Raw genomic sequence first — 17,876 nt, 5'->3', positions numbered from 1 at the left:
GTCCCAGGGGCGTTGAATGGCGACGCTAGAGCGCATTCATTTCGTGCCCCATTACCTCGTGCGCAGAGAGAACGCCGTCGCATACTCCCCCAGTAGCAGTCGGCCATCCATTGAGGGCTTGCCCCAAATCTTTTGGGCAGACTATGCACCTTGGAGGGAGGCAAACCTGTGGGCAGTGGAGCGAGCAACGACTGGTGACGCTTCTCTTAAGACCGTTGCCAGTAACATGAATGGCCTTCTCAATTACGCTAAATTTCTTGAATTTCGTGATTTGCAGTGGTTCGAGTTTCCCGCTCGCAAAGCTGACCGCTGCCTGGTGCTATACCGAGGGGCGTTGATCAAGATGCGCGATGCCGGCCAGATCAGCCCATCCACGGCGTCTGAGTACATGCGCAATTGCATCATGTTCTATCGGTGGGTAAGGCATAGGGAGCTTCTTTCTCCACACGTCCAGCTGTGGCGGGAAAAGCCCTACGTCGTTAAATACTTCGACCGGGTGGGGTTCGAGCGAACGATCAGCGGAACCACCACCGACCTCAGCATCCCGAACCGTAAGCGCCCAGGCCAAACGCTTGAAGATGGGCTGTTGCCAGTCTCGGAGACCGATCGCGATGCAATTCTGGATTTCGCCGCAGAGAACGCCACGCCCGAGCTCTACCTCATGTTGGCCCTTGGATTTTTTACCGGGATGCGGCTCGGCAGCATCTGTGATCTCAAGATTCAATCTCTGGAGCGCGCCGCCCCCGACCCTTCCGCTGAAGGGCTTCTACGCCTTGCAGTTGGTCCAGGCGCAGCTCCGCCAGTGCACACGAAATTCGGTGTGACTGGGCAGGTCTGGATACCCGAAGCGTTGCGTGATGAATTGCTGGAATATGCCAAAGGCTGGCGGAGGATGGAACGAGAGGCGAAAGCCTCGCCCGAGAATCGTGACTTGCTGTTCTTGACCCGCTTTGGTAACGCCTATGGCAGGCGCGGCACCGATCAGTCATCTGCTGTGAATGTTGAGATGTCCGAGTTTCGAAAACGGGGCGTCAAAGCAGAACTGCAGGTGCTCCGTAAATTCCGCTTCCATCAGTCGCGCTGCACCTTCGGTACCGAATTGGCACGTCTGGCGCTATCGGCTTGTGCCGATGTCGCTATTGTAATTGCGACGGTCAGCGACGCGTTGCTCCACGGGCCTAACTCTGAAGCCACCACCTTCAAATACATCCGATTCGTACAGGCACTGCCGATCAAACAAGCCCTCTCAAATAGCTTCATGGCGGCATTTAGCGGGATCGGCGCTGGGGCGCGGTACGATGGATAGTTCCGAATTCGACCTCACTTTCCCGATGCTTGAGTATGGGGCCACTGAAACGCCCTGGGACCTCCGGCCGCTGCTGTTTCGCGGAGGTGCAGCAGCAAAGGTGAAGCATGTGGGCCGCCAGATCGCGCAGAGCGAACTCGGCAGTCCCTTGCCGGAACGTTTCGAGCTGGTGACGCGGCTGCATGAGCACATGACTGACGACCTTGCTGGTGGCGGAAGTCGCTTCTCGGTGCAGAATAAGATCAGTGCATTGCGTCGATTCTTTGCCTGGATCGATTCAGAAAACGTGAATCTCAGTCTCGAGACGGCGGCCGACACGTTCATTCGTTGGACCGATCACTTGCTCCAGCGTCATCGAGTCGAACGTAATTTCAGCGATGGGTCCCTGTACGATCTCACCAGGCTCACGGCGACGATGCTGGACCGAGCATTGGACCGCCAAGCAAGCCTGAGCAAGAGCACACGTATTCGCAAGCCGCGCGGCAAAGGCAAGGTACATACGAGCAAAGCGGACAAGCAGAGTCTGCAAAACACCTTCGCATTCGGACACCTTCTAGCTGACGTATGCGAGGCATTGACCTGGAGGGGGACAATGGCCCCCCTCCCAGTGTGTATTTCGTTACGCACCGGCCAAGTGCTGGAACTATGGTCGGGATTGCAGAGCCCCGAGAAAGTAGCGGCCCGCCGTACCAGGCCGCAAAACCAAGCGCAAATCGAAGCATCCCTGGCGGCGCGTGCCGCCCACGATGCAGATCGGACACTGCGGACCCGTTTCCCCATCGTCAATTTACGGATCGAGAGTGAATTGCTGATGTTCATCGCCCAGACCGGTCTGAACCTCCAGCAAGCACATACCCTGCGGGTTGAGCAGTTTCATTACACCAGCCACTTAGACGGCTACCAGATACGTACCTACAAAAATCGACGGGAAGGAGAAGTGCTATTCGAGATTTTTGCCAGTTATCGAGAGTGGTTCGAGCGCTATCTCGAATGGCGTTCCGAATGGTTTCCCAATGAGCCGGATGGTTTGCTCTTTCCGCTTATACGTAGCGGGGGACGAATCCTAGAAGAGGCGACGCAGTTCACGAACGTTACGCGCATCTGCCGCGAGCTTGGCATACCGCTTGTGAGACCGCGAAAACTGCGCGGGACGCGCATCAACTGGTTGCTTCGGGAGTCCCAGAATCCCCAACAGGTTGCGGAGTTGGCCCAGCATACGGTGCAAACGCTGATACGCGTATATGCCGAACCGCACCCGCAGATCGCTATGGTGGAAATTACGCGCTTCCATCAGCAAACCGATCCGTCCCTTTCACCTCCTGCTCCTGGTAGATGTGTATCGGCCACACCTGAACCAGTGGGCACGATGCCGAAGAATGGTCCGCGACCCGACTGCATCAATGCTGCCGGTTGCCTGTTCTGTACCCAGCACCGGGATATCGAAAGTGAGGATCATGTGTGGTCTCTCGGTAGCTTGCGCCACCTCAAATCGCTTGAACTGGCACGCTACCGCCCACCCAGTTCGGGTAAGCACCTGACGACAGAGCATCCGGCCCTGCTGGTGATCGATCGGCTGACGGCCAAACTGCGCTTCTTCGAAGAAAGTAGCGAGGTCCGCAGGCTTTGGGTCGAAGAAGCCAGAGCGCGCATAAGTGAAGGTGACTACCACCCGGCCTGGGATGGCTTCATCCAATTGGCAGAACTGCGACAAAGATCAGCATGACGAAAAATATTCTTTCCGAACTTGGCCTCGGCATCGACTCGCCCCTAGCGATTCCTGATGCACCGAACTACCGTCCGCCGTGCTGGCCACCGCAGCGTGATTGGCCGGTCATCATAGATGCCGCTGGCCAGGTGGTGAGCCGTTGGGGCGATGCCATTTGGCGGCTCGACGCGTGGGCGGGAAAACGGCTCACTCTCAATTTCGGCGATGGCCCAGCTAAGAAATATGTCGCCGCGATCGATCCTGCGAACGCCGATTTATTGCGGACCGTAATCGGCTGGTGGCTATACGGCCCCAATGGAGCCCGTGGATACCGAGGCCTGAAAACGCGCTTCGACCAGATGCGTCGGCTGTTCGTCTTGTGCACTCAAGAAGGCATTCTCGCATCCGAACTGAGTCATTTTCCGCGCGTTGCCGACCTTCTCCCGGAGGTGCTCCAGGCTTCCCGGTCCGGTGAGTTTTTGGCATTGCTGCACGAACTGTATGAGCGGCGGGATGCGCTGGGGTTCACCTTGTTGGATCGCGCAGGGTTGGCACGCCTCGCAGCGGCCATGCCCGACCACCAGAAGCTCCAGACCCCCTATATCCCGCCCCGCATTTGGCACTATCAAATCACACGCTTGCGTGAATGCCTGGATGACTTTTTGGCGCATCGAGGCCAAGTCGAGGAGTGCTTCCGCTTCTGTCTGTCTGCCTATCGGCACAACTCTGCCAGTCTCCAAGGACAACGCAGGCCACAATCGTTCTATCCGTTTCAGTGGCCGTCGGATGGATCAAACGGAAAGTTGACTGGGCGGCAGTACTACGGCCCATTCATCGACACAGCGCATCGGTTTGGCATGGTGGAACTATTTCGTCGCTGGCTGGGAGTGAGCGACGACGAAATTCGCATTCAAACTCTGAGTCGCTACCTCAACCTCGTGAGCCGATCTGGACTGTGCTATCTGCTGAATTTCAGCCTCATGCGAGTCGAAGAGGCTTGGAACCTGCGCGCTGATTGCTTGCACATAGAACGTGATCCGCAGTTTGGCGACATCCATGTATTGCGCGGACGAACGACCAAGACGATGTCGGATTCTGAGGCACTTTGGGTGACGTCCCCGTCAGCTCAGGTGGCAGTTGAAGCCATGCGTGTGGTCGCAGACCTCCGCGCAGAATGCGATTCTCCCCCCGGCGAGGCCTCGGTGCCGGATGATCCGGCCAAGCGCTATCTGCTTGATTATTGCCTTGAACCGTGGGGAACGAAGTTCACCAAGATCAACCGCACGATTCGGCCATCGATTCCGAGCTATGCCCATGTGCTTCAGTGGTTCGACAAGCTGTTCGACCCTGAGCAATTGCGCATTACGCCGGAAGATTTCGCATTGGCTCGGTTGGTGACGCCGACGCTGACCGACGAGTTTGCGGTCGGCAAAATCTGGCCGTTGGCCTGGCATCAGCTCCGACGAACCGGCGCAGTGAATATGCAGGCATCCGGGCTGGTCAGCGACGCTTCATTGCAGTTTCAGCTAAAGCACGTCGCCAGAGCGATGAGTCTCTACTACGGGCAAAACCATTCCAGGGTACGGCTGGAAGAGAAGGCCCATGCCTACTACGTCCGCACCATGTACGAAACTTTGGGTAGGCAACTGCAACAGCTGACGAGCAACCGATTCGTCAGCCCCCACGGCGAGAAGCGAAAATCTGAGATTGTCCGCCTGATCTCAGCCTCTGATGCTAAGAAAGCGATCAATCTGGCTAAGAAGGGGACGGTCACTCATCGACCGATTTTGCTGGGCATCTGCACGAGCCGTGCCCCCTGTCCCTATGGCGGTATCGACAATATCGCTCGCTGCGGAGGGGGCGACTCCCCTGGAGAAACCAAACCATGTGCGGACGTTCTCTATGATCCCGAGCAAGTCGACGAAGTCGAAGTGTTGGAGGCGGTATTGGATGAGCGCCTGGCCGCTGCCGAGGTAGATAGTCCGCTAAGGACTTCGTTGGAAGCCCAGAAACGTAGTGTGGAGAATTATCGCCATGTCATCCGGCAAGCATGAATCCGCTGACCCGGCTAAGCGAATGAGTGCCGGCGAGCAGTATCGCGCAGCGTTCGAGCGGCTGAAGAGTAACAAGCCCGAACGACTGCCGAAGGGGACGCCCGTAAGTCAGAACAACGTTGCCAAGGAGGCCGGCAGCGACCCCTCTGCACTGAAAAAAGCTCGTTTCCCCCTACTGATCGCTGAGATCCAAAAGTACGTGGAAGGACACGCTGAGCAACGTCCGCCATCAGTGCACCAAGTCAGCTTATTAGCCCGCAGAAGAAATCGTGGACTTCGAGAACGGATCGAGGAAATCACGCAGCAGCGTGACCACCTAGCCAGCCTACTCAGTGAGGCCGACGCCACCATTCTTGAGCTGTACGACCGTATTGCGGACTTGGAGCGCCAACTGCCGGCTTCCAATGTGCTTCCTCTTGATCCGCGAGGCCACAAAAAACTTTGAAATGAGTATTCGCATGAAAGCCGCCAGTCATTTGCCCAACATGATCGAGATTCCGCCGCCTTCGTTTCGCCTCACACCATATGGTGAGGTCGACGCCACTGGGCTAGATCGGTTTCAACAGCATTTCGATACCTCCCAGCAACTGCACCTGGTTGATCGTCTGGACCGTTGCCTCGCTGATATTGGTGGGACGGCAGCGCTGCGCGACGAGCTGCTTCGATTACATGCCATGAGCATGACCCCGGTACTCACTCCGACATCAAGAGTGTCGCCAAAGCTTGATTGCCGACAGCAGCAGAATGGTGGCCAGCAACGGCAGCAGGACAGCGGTACTGACCCAGCCAAGCAGCAAGCCCCCTAATGCGGTGCCAGCCAGAGAGCCGAGAGCCATCCAGAGCACGAACGGCTTGTGCTTGCCCAGCACGGCGAAGCTCTGGTCGCGGCTGTAGCGGGCAAAGCCGATCAGCATCGTCGGCAGGCTGACGGCCAGCGAAAGGCTACCTGCCAGTTTGATATCCGCGCCGAAGAGCAGGACAAAGGTTGGAATCAGCAGCTCTCCACCGGCCACCCCGAGCAAAGACGCGACCATGCCGACGACTAGCCCGGCCAGCAGGCCAGCCGGAATCAACCAGGATGCCTCCAGTAGCGGACGACCGGTGCTATGTGGGCTGTGGCCAAATACCAGGATCAGCGCAATCAACAGCAGCAGCACTGCGATCACCCGGTAGAGGTGGTGTGACTGTAAGCGAGTCGCCCAACCGGCACCGATCCAGGCACCGATCAGACTGCCGGCCAGTAGGTTCAGTATCGCGGGCCACCAAGCCAACACCTCATTAAGCGGCACGGAGAACGAGCGGATCGGCAAGGCCGCCGCCACGACCATCAGGCTGATGGCCTTGTTGAGGATCACCGCCTCCAGGGCATGGAAACGGAACAAACCGATCAACAGTGGCAGCCGGAATTCGGCCCCGCCAAGCCCTATCAGCCCACCGAGCAGACCTACACCAGCTCCTGCACCGAATGCGGCAGGCTTGTTTTCGCGCATGGATTTTTACCTAAAGGCTGCCCTCGACGGGCATCAAATGGATGGTTTCACCACGTAGGCGAATCGTCAGGCGCTGGCCCGCAGCCAGGCCGTAGCGTTGCGCCAGATGACGGGGCACGTTCATGGTCAAGCCCGCCTGGCCTCGACGCAGCTCGACACGCAAGTGCTCGCCCAGCGGCAACAGTCGCTCTATCTGCGCGTCTACGGGATTGTCCAGAGCGCCTGGCGCATGCTGTTGAGGCATCAGCAGTACGCTGGAAGTCGGCAACCCCCAACTCACGCGTTGTCCCGGCATCCAATCCGCCTGGCGACGAACACGCAGCGGCTGGCCTGCCCAATCGATCAGGCTGTGATCGGCGCCATGGTGCAGGACCGTACCCGTAAACAGGTTGCGCATCCCCACCAGGCGCGCCACCTCGGGCGTAGCCGGGGCGGCCAGCACGCGGTCGGGTATGCCGGCCTGCAAAGTTCTGCCGGCAGAAAGAATGCAGAGTTGATCCGCCAACAGGGTGGCTTCGTCCAGGTCGTGGGTAACCAGCAGCACCGGCATGCGCAGCACTTCGCGCAGTTCGGCCAGTTCACCGTACAGTGCTTCGCGGGTCGCCCGGTCCACCGCCGAGAACGGCTCATCGAGCAGCAACACCTTGGGTTCGCGAGCCAGGGCGCGGGCGACGGCGACCCGCTGCTGCTGGCCACCGGACAGCTGATGCGGGTGGCGTTGCGCCAGGCCGTGCAGATGGAGCCTATCCAGCAATGCCAAGGCGCGATCCGTGCGTTCGGCAGGCGGCACCTCGCCCATGGCCTGCACGATGTTGTCCAACGCGGACAGGTGCGGGAACAGCGCGTAGTGCTGGAACACCATGCCAATCCGGCGCTTATCGGTGGCTACCGCGATTTGGTGTTCGCTATCGAGCCAGGTTTCGCCACCGCAACGGATCAGTCCCTGCTTCGGCCGATGGAGGCCGGCGATGCTGCGCAGCAAGGTGGACTTGCCGCTACCGGAGGGGCCGACCAGTGCCAGCACCTCGCCCGGCGCGCAGTGCAGTTCGGCGTCCAGCGGGATGGGGGCGGCCTGCCGCACACGCAGGTACAAGCCATCCTTCTCGTCAGTTATGGGCATGGCGTCGACCCAATCTGGCGGTGGCGAAATAGGACAGGCCGATGGCCCCCAGTGAGAAGAGCAGCAGCACGGCGGACATCACCGCCGCAGCCTGGTCGTCGAAGGCCTGCACCCGGTCATAGATGGCGATGGCAATGGTGCGCGTCTCGCCGGGAATGCTGCCGCCGACCATTAGCACCACGCCGAACTCGCCCAAGGTGTGGGCGAAGGTCAGCACCAAGGCAGACAGGATGCCCGGCCAGGCCAGCGGCAACTCGATGCGTCGCAGCACTTGCCAGGGTGATAGACCGCAGCAACGCGCCGCCTCGCGGATATCCGCCGGAATGGCCTCGAAGGCCCGCTGCATGGGCTGGATGGCGAACGGCAGATTAAACAGCACCGAGGCGACCAGCAGCCCCTCGAAACTGAAGGTCAGCGAGTGGCCGAAGAGGTGTTGGTAGGCCTGACCGATAGGTGAATTGCCACCCATGGCCAGCAACAAGTAGAAGCCGAGCACCGTCGGCGGCAACACCAATGGTAGGGCCAGCAATGCCTCGGTCATGCTCTTGCCACGAAAGTTTGACCAGGCCAGCTTGCGGCCGACCCAGATGCCCACGGGGAGCAGAATCAGCATCGTCCAGAACGCCAGATTGAGCGACAGCCACAGTGCTGACCAATCCACGCTTAATCTTCCTGAGCGGGTAAAACGAAACCGTAGCGCGCCAAGATGGCGCGAGCGGCCGGCTCTTGCAGGTAGCGGTAGAACGCTTGGCTGGTGGCATCGGCTCCCTTGACCAGCACCATGCGCTGCTTCAGAGGCTCGTGCCAGTCACTGGGAATCAGGGCGTACTGGCCGCGCTTGGCCATATTCGGTGACAGCACCAGGGAGTAGGCAACGATGCCGCCCTGAGCACTGGCCGAAGTGGCGAACTGGGCCGCCTGGGCGACGTTCTCGCCCAACACCAGCTTGTCCTGGATACCTGCCCAGAGGCCGGCGTGCTTGAGCGCCTCCTCGGCCCGCCGGCCATAGGGCGCGTGCTCCGGGTTGGCGATAGCGAATTTCTTCAGGCGACCGTCCGCCAGTGCAACACGCAGGTCGGCCAGTTGCTCATCAGCCTTGAGCGGCGAGCCGTTTGGCACCATCAGTACGATGCGGCCCACGGCATAAAGTGCGCCTTCATCCTCTGTCTTACCTGCTTCATGCAGTTTCTGCACGTATTCCTCGTCGGCCGAGAAATAAAGCTGGAAAGGCGCCCCCTCACTGATCTGGCGGTAGAAATTGCCGGAGGAGCCGAATACCAGCCGTAGCGACAGACCTGTATCGGCCTTGAACTGCTGATGAACTTCTTCCAAGGCAAACTGCAGGTCAGCTGCGGCGGCGACAGCGGGGGCCTCGGCCCAGGATTGAGCCGTACAAATCAGCATGGACAGACCGACCAGCCAATTGCGGATAGTTGTGCATGAAGCCATGGTGAACCTTCTTCTGTGTTGTTTTTGGAGTGACGCTATATATCTTGGGATACAGCGTCAATCAAGAATAATCTGACTATAAGGTCAGCTTTTTTATTGGATCAGCGCTTTAGTAATGCTTGAATGGTCGTCATACCCGTCTCAACCTCCGAGCGGGCGCGAGCCTCGATACTGCGTATTTCGGCCCACCGTGACCGGCTGTTTCGGTAGATCGTGACCGGACATTTCGCTAACGCGTGACCGCTCATTTCGCTATCAACGTGACCGATTTCCAGCCTGCTCCGAAACAGGCGGTCACGACTTACCGAAATCGTCGGTCACGGCTTAGCGAAACGCTTCCACCCCGTTGCGCATGACCTGACGCGACCGTCACCCTCGCCCGATTTCGGGGAGTAGAGGGATGGCGGCGCAGCGAGTAGCCATGCGTAATATCAAAGAATGTCTGCGCCTCAAGTTCGAGGGCGGCCTCTCTCACGAGAAGATCGCCCGGGCCTTGCAGCTGTCCAAGGGCGTCGTCAGTAAGTACGTCACCGCAGCCGCTGAAACCGGGATGGAGTGGCCGGCGCTGGCCGTGCTGGATGAGGTGGCGCTGGCGGCGGCACTGTTGCCCACTGCCAGGGTTCGCCAGACCCGCGGCGAGCGGGTGCTGCCGGATCTGATCACGATCCACCGCGAATTGCGGCGCAAGGGCGTCACCCTGCAACTGCTGTGGGAGGAGTACGTCGCCGCCCATCCCGAGCAGCCGACCTACCGCTATACCCAGTTCGTCGAGCACTACCGCCGCTACGCCAGCACCCTCAAACGCTCGATGCGTCAACAGCACCGGGCCGGCGAGAAGCTGTTCATCGACTACGCCGGCCCGACGCTGCCGGTGATCGACCCGGCCACCGGCGAGATCAGCCGGGCGCATATCTTCGTCGCAGCGCTGGGGGCCTCGAACTACACCTATGCCTGCGCCACGCCGGGGGAAACCCAGGTGGACTGGCTGACCGCGCTGGGTCAGGCATTCAGCTATTTTGGCGGGGTCAGCGAGATGGTGGTGCCGGACAACCCGCGCGCCCTGATCGCCCATCCCGACCGCTACGAGCCGGGCTTGAACCGCGCCGCGCTGGAGTGCGCCCGGCATTACGACACGGTGATGCTGCCGGCGCGGCCGCGTAAGCCGCAGGATAAAGCCAAGGCCGAGGTGGCGGTACAGGTCGTCGAACGCTGGATCATGGCGCGGCTGCGCCACCAGCAGTTCTTCAGCCTGCACGCGCTCAACCAGGCGATTGCCAAGCTGCTGGAGGACTTGAACCAGCGCCCGTTCAAGAAGCTCGATGGCTGCCGCCGGGAGTGGTTCGAGCGGCTCGATCAACCGGTGCTGCGGCCGCTGCCACAGCATCCCTACGAGGTGGTGACCTTCAAGCGCTGCAAGGTCAACATCGACTACCACATCGAAGTGAACGGCGGCTTCTACAGCGTACCCTCGGCCCTGGCCCGGCAGAGCGTCGATGTGCGGCTGAGCGCGCATACCGTGGAAGTCCTGCACGGCAACCGGCGGGTCGCCAGCCACTTGCGACTTCAGCGGCGCGGCGCCTACAGCACCCAGAGCGAACACATGCCGGCCTCGCACAAGGCGCACCGCGAGTGGACGCCGCAGCGCCTGCTCGACTGGGGTGAGCGAATCGGCCCGCAAACCCGGCAGATCGTCGAGCACCAACTGACCCACAAACCGCACCCGGAGATGGGCTATCGCGCCTGCCTGGGCCTGCTCTCGCTGGCGCGCCAGTACGGTAACGCGCGCCTGGAGGCGGCGGCCAGCCGCGCCGTGCAACTGCGGGCGCTTAACGGCCGCACCGTGCGCAACCTGCTCAAGCAAGGCCTCGACCAGCAACCACTGCCCAAGCCCGCGACGCCGGCAGCACAACCCAGCAGTCACGAGAACGTCCGTGGCGCCGATTACTACACCCAAGAGGAGCTGTTCGATGATGACCCAACACACCCTGAGCCAATTGCACCAACTGCGGCTGGGCGGCATGGCCCGAGCACTGGAAGAACAATGGACGCTGCCGGCCAGCCACAGCCTGAGCTTCGATGAGCGCCTCGGCCTGCTGCTCGACCGCGAGCTGGCCTGGCGCGACGACAAGCGCCTGGAGCGGCTGCGTAAACAGGCCAAGCTCAAGTACGCCAGCGCCTGCCTGGAAGACCTCGACCGGCGCCGTGGCCGCACGCTGGACGAGCGCCTGATCGCGACCCTGGCCAGTGGTGACTGGATCCGTCAACGGCACAACCTGCTGCTGACCGGCCCGACCGGCGTCGGCAAGACCTGGTTCGCCTGCGCCCTGGGCCACCAAGCCTGTCGCCAGGGCTACAGCGCGCTGTACCTGCGCACCCCGCGCCTGCTGGAGCAACTGCGCATCGCCCACGGCGACGGTAGCTTCGGGCGCACCCTGCAACAGCTGGCCAAGGTCGATGTCTTGATTTTGGACGACTGGGGCCTGGCGGCGCTGGAGGAAAATGCCCGGCATGACCTGCTGGAAGTGATCGACGACCGCGCCGGCAGCCGCTCCACCATCCTGACCAGCCAGCTTCCCGTCGAGCACTGGCACGGCTGGATCAACGACCCCACGCTGGCCGACGCCTTGCTCGATCGCCTGGTACACAACGCCTACCGAATCGTGATGAAAGGCGAGTCACTACGGAGGAAAAACACGGAGGAAGAAGCCGCATCGTGACCGATGCGGTTAGAATTTAAACCCCGCGCAATCGGGTGAAGCCACCGGTCACGTTGTTAGCGAAATGAGCGGTCACGTTCACCGAAATCCGCACGATACTGCGAAATTGCCGCAGAACCTGCTCCCCAGCATCACTCAGTCGAGCACCGCCGCCATGCCGACCGCCGACTAGCGATATGACCAGAGGCTCGCGAAAGCAGCGGTTCATGGTTTCCACCAGAAGCCAGGCACGTCGATAGGACATACCCAGTTCGCGCGCCGCTCCACTGATCGAGCCGCTACGCTGAATGGCTTCCAGCAGATCAACCTTCCCGGGGCCGATGGCGATATCCTCACCAAGGTGCAGGCGGATTCTCAGGCTGATAGTGCTGGTCACAGAGTCGCGTCCTCGGTAACGGATTCGTCGTAGACATAGCAGACGCGCTGCCCGAGCCAGGTCTGCGGAAATGCCTGCTCTTGTCGAATCGTGTCCTCGATGGTGGCAACCCATGACTTGCCGTGCGAGAGTCCGAAGAATTTGGCTTCCAGCAGGCTGCATAGTCGGCGCTGGCCCTGATAGGCCTCATTGAGGCTGGAGCGCAGCACACCAAAACCTCTGAGCAGCCGGGCCAGGCCGCTCACCTGCTCGAAACGTATCGGAGTCTCCGTGGCCAGTTGCCCGAGCAGCTGGATACCCCCTGCGGCCTGGTAATGCTCGTCCGACTCCAGCAACTCACAAAGCGTCAGGATGTCGATGGCTTCGCCGAGACTGGCCAGTGTTTCCATGGCCAGGTAAATCCGGCAATGCGGATACCCCTCGAAATCGCCTGGATCGATAATCTTTGCCACCACGCGCCACGCCTCACCATTGAGCATCAGGTAGCCCAGCAGATTGCGCTCCGCGAGATGGGCTGCCAGGGCATAGGCTGGGTCGAGGCGAATCAATCCGGGACTGGTCTGGGTGGTATGGTTGGCGTCAAGCGGGAGGGACATTTGTACCTTTGTACCTTTTCTGGACAGCGGTGAAGCGGGGTTACGACAATAGCGCGCATTGTACGGCCCTCCAAACACGGAGCGGTCCGCCAGTAAAGGAACTCAAACCATGCTTTACCTTACCGATGTGCAACCTGCTCATTGCCCCAAGTGCGGCAAGCCCGTGGAGCCGAGGCTGCATGGCTGGGAGGCGCAGGATCGTTTCTATAACGCCAAGCAAGCATTTCTCTGCGATTGCGGCGCGCGTTATCTGCTCAAGGAGAATGCCGTTGCCACTGCATTCGATCATGCCGAGTCAGTCGGTGATGATGCCGGCTTCGATCGCGCAGCCAGGATTAACGTGTTATCCGAGCTGTACGTGATTCTCGGTGCTCTCGATGCCCCCGAGGCGGTGCTGGACCAGGTATTAGCCGCAGCCGAAGATGATCCGCTGCCGTACTCCACATTGCTCCCTTTCGAGAAGGAATAAATGGATAAGATTCATTGGTTTGCGGTTTCAAACCCCGAGCAGAAGCGATTCCCCGAATGGAGACGCTCTTTCGGTATCAGCAACAACGGCACTGTCTTCGTGCCGGCGGCGATGGCCGGCGATGATTCAGAGTTGAACGTCATGCTCTGCGCGGTTGCCGAAGATCAAAGCACAGTCGTTCACCTCGATCATCACTTCGTACCGAGCGGCTGGCTCAAGCGCGAGTTCCCCAAGCACTTCGAACTGATCGAGATCATTGAGGCCCGTGCACAGTTGACACTGGCAGCAGCCTTTCAGCGGCACGAGGCCTAGGGGCACTGGTCAGGGCTTTTTGGCGATAACCAGGAGCCCGGCCACGATCAATCCCGCACCGGCCAGCATCCGTAGCGTGATCACCTCGCGCAGCAGCAGCCAGGCCATCAGCATCGCTACCACGACGCTGCCCTTGTCGATCAGCGCCACCGTGGCCACGTCCCCCAGCTTCAACGCCTTGTAGTAGAAGATCCAGGACAGCGCCGTGGTGATGCCTGAGAGGCCAAGCCACAGCAGGTTGCGCTGGTTGACCTCGGCAATTTGCTGCACGGGCACCGCCCAAGCGGCGAAGATCAGCACGAAGGTGCAGACGAACAGGGTGCGAATAGTCAGCCCCAGCTCGCCGGAAATTCCATTGAGCCCCATCTTGGCGATCACCGACGTGAATCCGGCGAAAAACATCGAGATGAAGGCGTACAGCACCCATTTTTCCATGCTCTGCTCGTCCTATTTGAACAGTTTGCGGGGGACCCACCACAGGTAGAACACCATACCGAACAGCTCGATCACCGACTGCAATACGATGACCATGGCCGCAACCTCCCAGCCCGCAGGCAGGGCCAGGGCGAATGGCAAGACCACGAAGGAGTTGCGCGTCCCCAGACTGAACGTCAGGGTGCGGGCATGATCGCTGGGCAACGCCATCAGCCGCGCCAGTAACTTGGCAATGTAGGGCACAGCCAGCAGGAACACCACGAACACCGGGATGACGACAAGCAACTCTCTCAGCGCCGCCCGCACCGCTTCAGCCTGGGCGCCGGCGATGAGGAACACCACCAGCGTCAACAGCGGCACCGGTCCCCAGGCCAGCCGCTCGCGCCAGAGATCGCGCCCCGCTCTGGACTCGATCCAGCGCTCCGACACTGCAGCCAACACAAGTGGAATCAGCACCACCAGCAGTGCCGGCCACAGGTCGATCAGATTCAGTTCCAGAGTGATGTCCTGATCGAGCATCAACCACAGGTAGAGCGGTAATAATGCCAACTGCAGTAGCAGGTTGATCGGCGTGACCGCAATAGCACGGGGCACATTGCCTCCGCCCAGTTGGCTAAAGGTAATGAACCAGTCCGTGCAGGGCACGAGCAACACCAGCAACACGCCCAGGCGCAGCGCTGGGTCGTGAGGCAGCCACTGCAACATGGCCCAGGCCAGCAGAGGAATGAAGAGGAAGTTGCCCAGTAGCACCGCACCCACGAAGCGATGGTCGCGAAACGCCTCACGCACATGTAACAGCGGCATCTGCACGAAGGTGGCGTAGAGCAAAGCCACCAGAGCAGGCCATAGCAGGTATTCCAGAGTACTTCCCATTCCGGGCGCGAGATTGCCAAGAACCAGTCCGGCGAGTATACCGCCCAGGTACAGCCAGACCTGGTTGCGTTCGAGTGTCAGGCGTTCCACTGTGAGTCCTTCTTAGGGGGCAGCCGCCTTCGTTCGGCGATGCAGGCGATTAATCGCGGCAGCATAACGGATCGGTAGAGTATGCCGAATGCAGTATTCCTGTGTGACCGAAAGCCACGGCGCTGGGAATGGCTGGTGTGCAGCGCCGAGCAGTCCGCAGGTATGGACTTCAAGCCCTAACTTCTTGGAAAAGAGGTTCTTTCTATGGACATCCGACATCAGAGATTGAGTAGCGGAATGTCTGAGCTTAAGTCATGTCCATGGTTGTTTTTCTTTCCTTTACATCGACGAGGCCTTCATTTTGCTGACCGGCATGAATGGCGACCTCTCTGAGCTTGGCGCCAGCATCCAGCGCCACGTCCTAAAGGCGGTCGGCATCCCGGTTGGGGTCGGTATTTCTCGCAACAGAACGACAGCAAAGCTAGCGAACTGGGCCAGTAAAAAGTGGAAGCGTCAGACCAAATCAGTAGTGGCTTTGACCGAGTACGAGCGACTACGCAAGCTGATGGCCTTGGCGGAAGTTGGGGACGTTTGGGGGATTGGCAGCCGTCTAACCGAGCATCTGAATAGCTACGGCATCCACACAGCTTTACAGCTGGCCGACGCTGACGCGGCCACGATGCGCCGGCACCATGGAGTGGGTTTAGCCAGGACCATAAGGGAGTTGAACTGGGAATACTGCATAGGCCCAGACAATGACGGCAGCCCTCGCAAATCCATGACCTGCTCTCGGACATTCCCATCACCCACAAGCGCCTTCTCTGATCTGTCATCCAGCCTTGCATCATTTGCTGCCAACATAGGCCGAAAGTTGCGTAGAGAGGGAATCCTGGCAGCTGCGGTGAGGGTCTTCTTGCAACCCGCCCGTGCTTCGATAATGACATCACGGGTCAAATCTGAAACAATTGAATTGTTGTCACCGACAAATGACACACGGGTACTGATTGAAGTCGCACTGATCTGTTTGCGATCAAGCTACCAAGAAGGTGTTACCTGGATACGCGCCGGCCTAATGGTCGTTGAGGCAATCCCGGAGCAGCACTACACACCGGACTTGTTCGCCCCCCGAGCGCGCCCACGCAGCAGGGAGCTGATGAAAGCAATGGACCTGATCAATCGTTCCTCTGGAGAGGGTACGATCCGATTCGGTGCGGAACGCCGTAATCTCGCACATATGATTCGTCGTCAATACTTGTCTAACCGTTTCACAACCTCATGGACTGAGCTTCCAGAAGCTACTTAGAGGCTCTTGCAAAATTTGCGAGAACAAGGTTTCCACACAGGGAGCAGTGATGGCGCGTAAAGCGAAGCCCCGTAAAGGGATGCGTTTCAACTACGCCATTGAGTCTGTGGTGGACCGGACTGTTCGTGAGCAATATCGCTTCTTAGACCACTGCCAAACCAACCGGGTCGAACTGACGATCTTTTCCACCAGCGGCGCCTCCTTCAACGGCATTGTCCATCGCTTCGACAGAGAAACGATCCTGTTCGGCGGAAGGGGGAAAAGCGCTACGCCAAGGCTCATCTACAAGAGCTTTATCGCCATGATTATCCCTCGGGAGGCCATCGGCCTTTTCGCTGAGTACAAAGGCCTGGGCACCGCACGCTGCAAGAACCGTAAGAAGCGCTTTCTAAGGGCACTGCAAGAATTGAGGGATCGACAGCAGAAGGCTGGCTGGCTTTGTCATGACGATGACAATCCCGCGCAGGAGTGAGAAGGAGTGATGAATAGGTCTAGGGAGGGAGGCGGCGCCGACGAAACCTTGGTCACGCCGCGCCGCCATGTCACAAGTCGGTACGGCTACAGCGCATCCTGAACGTCGCTGATCACGTAATTTCGGATCAGACGCGAGGTGGCTTGCTTCATCTTCTTGTTGGGTCGGAACAGGCTGCCTTGCAGCTTCTTGAGAGCGGCAGGAGAGACGGACTGGCTTATGGGTGCAGCTTCGCCCACAAAGACCAATTCATGGTCATAGGCCAGCCGGCGCATGAAGGTCGGGCTGATGCCGGCTGCCTTAGTAGCTTCTTCCCTGGTATGGGTTAGGGAAAGTTCGCGAAGGCTTTCGATAAACCCGTTCACCGATTCTTGATCGCGGCGACGAGCACGCTCACGCATCTCGGGGGTGATCTTTTCAGAGTCGAGAGTCGTGACAGTCTTGCGGGTCAGTGATCGAGCTACAACTGTTGAGGTGTGGCGTCGTTCACGGGCAATGACAGCGCTGGAAATACGCTTAGTCCGACTGCCATCGGTCCCTACGAAGGTGATCCCATGGCGCTCTGCGAACTGTCGCAGATACGGGATACTCATCCTGTGGATGCTCGCTACCTGGCGGATAGTGAACATACTGCTTTTGTCACGAATGCGCTCAGCGACCTCTAACTCCCGAGCAAGCATAATGTCGTCAGACACATCATTCTGTGTCCTTTCAGCTTGAGCATGCTGCATTACCAAAATCCCCTTGGTTTCAAGAAGACAAAGGCCACGGCGCTTGCGATGCAGACTCGCTAGCGAAGTGAATCCACCTGCGTCTCTTGTGCTGTCATCTGGCTTACCCGTACCCGTAGGGCATCAAAGCAAGCCTTAATCGTTATGCTCAAAACCCAGCCTAGGCTTCGAGGTGCCACCATTTTGGCAGCACGTCGCCAGATTTACAACGCCAAATTTTGAACTGTCGGACAGCATAGCTGTCGGGCTGCGCAACCTTCTGATTTGAATGAATTTTCATGCGAAACCTATTGCAGAGCCCCAAAAGGAAAGGCTCTGTCTGAGTTATCTGTTGCAGTGGTCTAAACTGAATCGTGATCTTTCCCAGCATGAGGGATCTATCATGAAAGCGGTTCAGTTTTCGCGGTGGATGGCACAGCTCTCCAGCCTCAACCCAGA

General features: G+C 59.3%; 20 protein-coding genes. 10 read left to right on the top strand and 10 right to left on the bottom strand.

From position 1 onward, the window contains the following. The first annotated feature begins 16 nt into the window (after positions 1-16). The 4 genes from PSOLE_RS16340 to PSOLE_RS16325 are packed head-to-tail and all read left to right on the top strand — an operon-like array spanning position 17 to position 5,510. A complete protein-coding gene (locus tag PSOLE_RS16340) occupies positions 17-1,306 on the top strand; it encodes a site-specific integrase (protein ID WP_057390140.1) in 1,290 nt (429 codons plus the stop codon). After that, on the top strand, positions 1,299-3,029 hold the full coding sequence (locus PSOLE_RS16335; protein WP_057390146.1) for a site-specific integrase: 1,731 nt from the start codon (positions 1,299-1,301) through the stop codon (positions 3,027-3,029). Before PSOLE_RS16340 ends, PSOLE_RS16335 begins: the two co-directional genes overlap by 8 nt. Continuing rightward, positions 3,026-5,065: a hypothetical protein gene (locus PSOLE_RS24750; RefSeq protein WP_172480675.1), complete on the top strand. Its 2,040-nt coding sequence runs from the start codon at positions 3,026-3,028 to the stop codon at positions 5,063-5,065. Before PSOLE_RS16335 ends, PSOLE_RS24750 begins: the two co-directional genes overlap by 4 nt. Beyond that, positions 5,046-5,510, top strand: coding sequence for a hypothetical protein (locus PSOLE_RS16325; protein ID WP_057390149.1), 465 nt, complete (start codon positions 5,046-5,048; stop codon positions 5,508-5,510). Before PSOLE_RS24750 ends, PSOLE_RS16325 begins: the two co-directional genes overlap by 20 nt. Before the next feature lie 259 nt (positions 5,511-5,769). On the opposite strand, the gene PSOLE_RS16320 is transcribed toward PSOLE_RS16325, so the two are convergent. Genes PSOLE_RS16320 through modA form a run of 4 tightly spaced genes read right to left on the bottom strand, consistent with a single transcriptional unit; the run spans position 5,770 to position 9,124 of the window. Next, a complete protein-coding gene (locus PSOLE_RS16320) occupies positions 5,770-6,555 on the bottom strand; it encodes a sulfite exporter TauE/SafE family protein (RefSeq protein ID WP_057390150.1) in 786 nt (261 codons plus the stop codon). 10 nt (positions 6,556-6,565) lie between these two features. Continuing rightward, a complete protein-coding gene (locus PSOLE_RS16315) occupies positions 6,566-7,675 on the bottom strand; it encodes an ABC transporter ATP-binding protein (protein ID WP_057390152.1) in 1,110 nt (369 codons plus the stop codon). Further along, positions 7,662-8,336 (bottom strand): molybdate ABC transporter permease subunit, encoded by a 675-nt coding sequence (gene modB / locus PSOLE_RS16310; protein WP_057390154.1) that lies wholly within the window; start codon positions 8,334-8,336, stop codon positions 7,662-7,664. The genes PSOLE_RS16315 and modB overlap by 14 nt, the downstream gene beginning before the upstream one ends. A 2-nt stretch (positions 8,337-8,338) precedes the next feature. Continuing rightward, positions 8,339-9,124 carry a molybdate ABC transporter substrate-binding protein gene (modA, locus tag PSOLE_RS16305; RefSeq protein WP_057390156.1) on the bottom strand — a complete coding sequence of 262 codons (786 nt, stop codon included), beginning with the start codon at positions 9,122-9,124 and terminating at the stop codon, positions 8,339-8,341. Between the two features lie 400 nt (positions 9,125-9,524). Here modA and istA point away from each other — a divergent pair, with 400 nt between their 5' ends. Continuing rightward, a complete protein-coding gene (istA, locus tag PSOLE_RS16300) occupies positions 9,525-11,204 on the top strand; it encodes an IS21-like element IS1162 family transposase (RefSeq protein WP_011077898.1) in 1,680 nt (559 codons plus the stop codon). Continuing rightward, positions 11,092-11,841: an IS21-like element helper ATPase IstB gene (istB, locus tag PSOLE_RS16295; RefSeq protein WP_013100941.1), complete on the top strand. Its 750-nt coding sequence runs from the start codon at positions 11,092-11,094 to the stop codon at positions 11,839-11,841. The genes istA and istB overlap by 113 nt, the downstream gene beginning before the upstream one ends. 16 nt (positions 11,842-11,857) lie before the next feature. On the opposite strand, the gene PSOLE_RS16290 is transcribed toward istB, so the two are convergent. Continuing rightward, complete coding sequence (locus tag PSOLE_RS16290; protein ID WP_244597300.1) at positions 11,858-12,217, bottom strand: winged helix-turn-helix domain-containing protein; 360 nt, start codon at positions 12,215-12,217, stop codon at positions 11,858-11,860. Next, positions 12,214-12,813 carry a DnaB-like helicase N-terminal domain-containing protein gene (locus PSOLE_RS16285; protein WP_057390158.1) on the bottom strand — a complete coding sequence of 200 codons (600 nt, stop codon included), beginning with the start codon at positions 12,811-12,813 and terminating at the stop codon, positions 12,214-12,216. Before PSOLE_RS16285 ends, PSOLE_RS16290 begins: the two co-directional genes overlap by 4 nt. 109 nt (positions 12,814-12,922) lie before the next feature. Here PSOLE_RS16285 and PSOLE_RS16280 point away from each other — a divergent pair, with 109 nt between their 5' ends. Both PSOLE_RS16280 and PSOLE_RS16275 read left to right on the top strand, forming a co-directional pair. Further along, positions 12,923-13,282 carry a hypothetical protein gene (locus PSOLE_RS16280; RefSeq protein WP_057390159.1) on the top strand — a complete coding sequence of 120 codons (360 nt, stop codon included), beginning with the start codon at positions 12,923-12,925 and terminating at the stop codon, positions 13,280-13,282. Further along, entirely contained in the window at positions 13,283-13,594 is a 312-nt protein-coding gene (locus PSOLE_RS16275) for a hypothetical protein (protein WP_057390160.1), read from the top strand. A gap of 9 nt (positions 13,595-13,603) precedes the next feature. Here PSOLE_RS16275 and PSOLE_RS16270 read toward each other — a convergent pair whose 3' ends face one another. Next, positions 13,604-14,029, bottom strand: a complete 426-nt coding sequence (locus PSOLE_RS16270; protein WP_057390161.1) for an EamA family transporter — start codon at positions 14,027-14,029, stop codon at positions 13,604-13,606. Between the two features lie 12 nt (positions 14,030-14,041). Beyond that, entirely contained in the window at positions 14,042-14,992 is a 951-nt protein-coding gene (locus PSOLE_RS16265; RefSeq protein ID WP_057390162.1) for an arsenic resistance protein, read from the bottom strand. 241 nt (positions 14,993-15,233) lie between these two features. On the opposite strand from PSOLE_RS16265, the gene PSOLE_RS16260 reads away from it, so the two are divergent. Next, on the top strand, positions 15,234-16,235 hold the full coding sequence (locus PSOLE_RS16260) for a DinB/UmuC family translesion DNA polymerase (RefSeq protein ID WP_346244437.1): 1,002 nt from the start codon (positions 15,234-15,236) through the stop codon (positions 16,233-16,235). A 49-nt stretch (positions 16,236-16,284) separates the two neighbouring features. Then, the gene (locus PSOLE_RS16255; protein WP_058151439.1) at positions 16,285-16,707 is read left to right on the top strand and encodes an RNA chaperone Hfq; all 423 of its coding nucleotides are present in this window, start codon (positions 16,285-16,287) and stop codon (positions 16,705-16,707) included. Between the two features lie 86 nt (positions 16,708-16,793). On the opposite strand, the gene PSOLE_RS16250 is transcribed toward PSOLE_RS16255, so the two are convergent. Beyond that, on the bottom strand, positions 16,794-17,438 hold the full coding sequence (locus tag PSOLE_RS16250; RefSeq protein ID WP_074860863.1) for a hypothetical protein: 645 nt from the start codon (positions 17,436-17,438) through the stop codon (positions 16,794-16,796). Between the two features lie 160 nt (positions 17,439-17,598). Beyond that, the coding region (locus tag PSOLE_RS24400) for a hypothetical protein (RefSeq protein WP_211281480.1) at positions 17,599-17,876 on the bottom strand (278 nt) is incomplete at its 5' end.

The organism is Pseudomonas oleovorans subsp. oleovorans, from assembly GCF_002197815.1.
Classification (GTDB): domain Bacteria; phylum Pseudomonadota; class Gammaproteobacteria; order Pseudomonadales; family Pseudomonadaceae; genus Aquipseudomonas; species Aquipseudomonas oleovorans.
The sequence above is the reverse complement of the archived record's forward strand: the minus strand, read 5'-3'. Positions and strand labels throughout refer to the sequence as shown.

Coding starts and splice junctions, on each gene's coding strand:
- PSOLE_RS16315 (WP_057390152.1), bottom strand. CDS start 7,675: ATGCCCATAACTGACGAGAAGGATGGCTTGTACCTGCGTGTGCGGCAG.
- modA (WP_057390156.1), bottom strand. CDS start 9,124: ATGGCTTCATGCACAACTATCCGCAATTGGCTGGTCGGTCTGTCCATG.
- PSOLE_RS16325 (WP_057390149.1), top strand. CDS start 5,046: ATGTCATCCGGCAAGCATGAATCCGCTGACCCGGCTAAGCGAATGAGT.
- istB (WP_013100941.1), top strand. CDS start 11,092: ATGATGACCCAACACACCCTGAGCCAATTGCACCAACTGCGGCTGGGC.
- PSOLE_RS24750 (WP_172480675.1), top strand. CDS start 3,026: ATGACGAAAAATATTCTTTCCGAACTTGGCCTCGGCATCGACTCGCCC.
- PSOLE_RS16340 (WP_057390140.1), top strand. CDS start 17: ATGGCGACGCTAGAGCGCATTCATTTCGTGCCCCATTACCTCGTGCGC.
- PSOLE_RS16270 (WP_057390161.1), bottom strand. CDS start 14,029: ATGGAAAAATGGGTGCTGTACGCCTTCATCTCGATGTTTTTCGCCGGA.
- PSOLE_RS16335 (WP_057390146.1), top strand. CDS start 1,299: ATGGATAGTTCCGAATTCGACCTCACTTTCCCGATGCTTGAGTATGGG.
- PSOLE_RS16285 (WP_057390158.1), bottom strand. CDS start 12,813: ATGTCCCTCCCGCTTGACGCCAACCATACCACCCAGACCAGTCCCGGA.
- PSOLE_RS16280 (WP_057390159.1), top strand. CDS start 12,923: ATGCTTTACCTTACCGATGTGCAACCTGCTCATTGCCCCAAGTGCGGC.
- PSOLE_RS16275 (WP_057390160.1), top strand. CDS start 13,283: ATGGATAAGATTCATTGGTTTGCGGTTTCAAACCCCGAGCAGAAGCGA.
- PSOLE_RS16255 (WP_058151439.1), top strand. CDS start 16,285: ATGGCGCGTAAAGCGAAGCCCCGTAAAGGGATGCGTTTCAACTACGCC.
- istA (WP_011077898.1), top strand. CDS start 9,525: ATGGCGGCGCAGCGAGTAGCCATGCGTAATATCAAAGAATGTCTGCGC.
- PSOLE_RS16250 (WP_074860863.1), bottom strand. CDS start 17,438: ATGCAGCATGCTCAAGCTGAAAGGACACAGAATGATGTGTCTGACGAC.
- PSOLE_RS16320 (WP_057390150.1), bottom strand. CDS start 6,555: ATGCGCGAAAACAAGCCTGCCGCATTCGGTGCAGGAGCTGGTGTAGGT.